The organism is Pseudoalteromonas sp. MMG005, from assembly GCF_018101015.1.
Classification (GTDB): Bacteria; Pseudomonadota; Gammaproteobacteria; order Enterobacterales; family Alteromonadaceae; genus Pseudoalteromonas; species Pseudoalteromonas aurantia.
The window spans coordinates 1-3,809 of the sequence record NZ_JAGJEK010000047.1 but is presented as its reverse complement, the minus strand read 5'-3'; the positions used below and the strand labels follow the sequence as shown (position 1 = coordinate 3,809).

Here is a 3,809-nt window from a genome sequence, read left to right as displayed (position 1 = left end):
CTTATAGATAGCAGAAAAAAGTATAATATTTATAATCAAATCTTCTATTAGGTGTGTTTATTGTTAATTTATTGCATCATATTAATAGCAATAAATATAATAATTATAATCTAATAGGTCTACATGGTTACCCCAGTAAAAACCAAAGCTAAAGTTATAGTCGACAATTCGGGTATTTCATCAGAGTTACCAATACTTATAACGGAATTAGGTGTTCTAGATCCATTGCTTGATTATCTTCTATTTCATCAACATGATCGAAGTGGAAGTTGGATGGAACGAGTTGTTCATGCAACATATTTATTGATGCAGTACATGGAAACAAACCAGGAATGTTTTTCTGCCCCTAAGTTATTATTTCAATCGTTTTCTCAACGTCTATACACTGGAACTATTGATGAATATGGTTTCGATCCTTCAGGTTTATATTGGTTGCCGTCCTCAACTAAGACTGTTAATGGCTTAATAACCGCACTATCAGGGTTGACTGACTTTCTTTCAGACAAGTTAGGGGCAATAAATATGAATCCTCTTCGAAAAGCATCTCCTTTTGAACAGCGTCTAAATTACGCTGCTTGGTATCGTCATAATCATCATGACTTTCTTGGTCATATCAAAGATAAAACCATAAACGAAACTGTATCTAAAGCAAGGAATGTACGTGGACGTCGAACACTGTTGACTGTTCACGATGACGCTATCGCGTTTCAAGAAACACTATTTAGTCGATTTTATCTAGAAGGTATGGGCGGTGCGAAAGATATTCGAGTAGCAACTCGTAATCAACTTATTCTTTTAATGATGCACTTTGCCGGTTGTAGAGAAAGCGATTGCTTGCAGCTTTGGGTTGATGACGTTTTAGTTGACCCTCAAGATCCTAACAATGTAATTGTACGATTATACCACCCCGAAGACGGAAGAGCGCCAGGTAACTGGCGGAGCCAAAATGGTAGTATTCACCGAGCCGCATATCTTAGGGAAAAATATGGATTGACCCCACGTAATAAACTTACAGGTACCAAACATGTAGGTTGGAAATATCAGGTTGTGGATCATAAAGATAATTACATTCAGTTATTTTGGTTTCCTAAACAAGCAGCAATCTTATTTGGAAAGTTATGGAGGAATTACTGCCGCTATCTGACTCCAGTTGATCGACAACATCCTTATGCTTTTATTTCCTTTGAAGAAAGTCATGCAGGCAAGCCATTAACTATTAATGCATTTAAGGATGCTTATAAAAAAGCTCTGTATCGCATTGGTAAAGCTCCTACAAAAGTAGAAGGGTTAAGTCCTCATGGTCATCGACATGCAATGGGACGTCGACTAGAGCGAGCAAATTTGCATCCTAGAATCATTCAAAAAGTGATGCACCATAGTTCTCTGTCCAGTCAAGAACCATATACTGCTCCAGGTATAGAACGAGTGAATCAAGCGTTACAGGCAGGGTACGCTGCACTTGAATCTAATGACATTACAAATAAAACGAAAGTGGTAACTCCAAGTTGGGAGGAACTGATGAAATGTGGTTTTGATGACATTGATTTAGATAGAGCGTTTACTGGTAATTTTTCTAAAGTGAGAGGCCGACATAAATGAAACATCAAAGTAAGAGGTTTGATGGTCGAATTAGTGATCTGAGTTGCAGCTGGTTTACGACTCTGTATGGTGATGATTGGGAAATTTGGCGTGCCTATGCTGATGAGTGGTTGCATCAATTGGATGTAGGACTAGATCCTCGAAGAAAGGCAGTGAATTGGTTCTTGGAATCTTATCTCGTTGAACAAGGATTGCCTTCAGATCCAGAGTCGCTTTTTAGACCCAACGCAAACCTACCCGATTTACTTGGTTTCATTGAAATGAAGTTGAAATCAGCTATGAAATCCTCTCGCAACAATAATATCGTTGAATTTATTGATTGGGTAATTGTTAAAGACTTTAGTGAGCCCAATGATCACGGGCAGCTAATACCTTTAGTCTTGAACCCTTTTTCTAAAGTAATAGAAAAAAGATCTAGAATCGAATCTGTATGGAATGCATTACCATACAAATATATTAAGGAATTACGAAGTATCCTATGCCCCAATTCTGATGGGAACTATTGTGATTGGTTATGGGCACACCAGCAAACAGGTCAAAGTAATAAAGGTCGAAGTTCAGGTGATTGGTTTGAAGTAGATCAATCCTGTATTGATGAGGATGATCCAGATTGCATTTGGCGTGAGCGTAAGCTGCTCTCTGGACAAACTATAACCATCAACGGAAAAAAGATAAAACTCACCGAGAATCTTTCTATATTTGAAATTTGGTCACCTGTACGGGCAATGGTGCTATTCATGAAGCTTAATTTGCCGTTGCGTACTTATCAGGTGCGTATGCTCGATTCTGGTGAAGCTGATACTTGGCGATATATAAATGGGCAATGGAAAGTCAATACAAACCATTCATTTGTAGTAGGTAATAAAAAATCACCTAGACAACGAGGCGTTTTTCGTCGAATACGTTCGCTTGATACTGGTGATTATCACGCAGGATTTTATATTAATACAAATAAAACAGCAGACCAGAACAAAGATGTAGAAGATCGAGGTTACATCATTCCTTGGCAAAACGAAATAGTCCTGTATTGGTTGGAAAAACTTCGCAACTGGCAAGAAAAGTATAACCCAGTTGACGAGCCAACACTTTGGGAAAGCTTGAAAACGAAACACTTAGGTAATCAAAAGTCACAAAGTGTTTTGAAAAGAATGGGCTCAACTTGTTTCCTGTTTAGAGACGCCAGTGCAGTCAAAACGGAAGATCGTATCAAACCCGTTAGAGACTGCTCCGAAAGTCTGCTTTGGTACCAACTTTTAAATACTCTCGAAGACAGGCTTTTTAAAAGAGGAGAAACTTTAAGTGATGGATCTCGACTTAGGCTTGTTAATGTTAATGAAGATAATTATAAATCCACTCAAGCTACTGAGTTCCCACTTCATAGCCTAAGGGTCTCTTTATTGACTCACTTTGCAATGGATGGACAAGTTCCATTGCCTGTATTGTCTAAGTTGTTAGCAGGTCATTCTCGCATCATAATGACCCTTTATTATATAAAGATCACTCCTACGCAAATGCGAGCAAAAATGTGGGAAGCCGAATCAAAACTTGATTCTAAGGAAGATGAAAACTTAAAACATTTTCTGACTAATACAGAGCTAAGTCAGATTTACAGTAAGACCGTATACAACGATCAAAATAGTATAAAAGCGGTATTAGTCAACCGTAATCCAGTAGGTTGGGAAGAGCGGCATATTGGGCTTTGCTTAGCTGGAGGTAATAATGTTACTTCTGACGAAAAAGGAACTCAAGCTGGTTGTTGGAATGGTGGTGAACTTATCACAACCAGGGGGGAAGGAAGGCCGATATATGGACCAGTACCTCATGGCCCAGAAAACTGCATTCGTTGTCGCTGGTTTATTACAGATGCCAAGTATCTAGATGCTCTCAGGGCACAGTTTAATAACCTCAGCTATAGAGCACAATTGTCGGCTAACCTTGCCGTTGAGTTGGAGCAAAAAGTTGAAGTTTTAGAAGATACACGTTACGCAGCAGAAATTTCAGGGCATCCATTTACTTTGGGAACGGAACTTCAACAAGTTCAGCGTCGCTATGACAAACAACTCGTAGATGCTGATGAATATGCCAAAGACATACGGGCTTGCTTCACACTAATACATCGTATTATTGATGTCGAACTGAATCGACAAGAAGATGATTCAAAAAATAAATTAGTAGCAGTAGGCACCCTAAGTGATATCAATCAACCTATT

2 protein-coding genes are annotated in these 3,809 nt (G+C 38.7%); both read left to right on the top strand.

Annotated elements, in window-relative coordinates:
• Window positions 1-123: 123 nt before the first annotated feature.
• Window positions 124-1,599 carry a gamma-mobile-trio recombinase GmtY gene (gmtY, locus tag J8M01_RS23550; protein ID WP_211059569.1) on the top strand — a complete coding sequence of 492 codons (1,476 nt, stop codon included), beginning with the start codon at window positions 124-126 and terminating at the stop codon, window positions 1,597-1,599.
• A partial coding sequence (locus tag J8M01_RS23545; protein ID WP_211059568.1) for an integrase family protein occupies window positions 1,596-3,809 on the top strand: 2,214 nt, incomplete at its 3' end. The genes gmtY and J8M01_RS23545, both read left to right, overlap by 4 nt.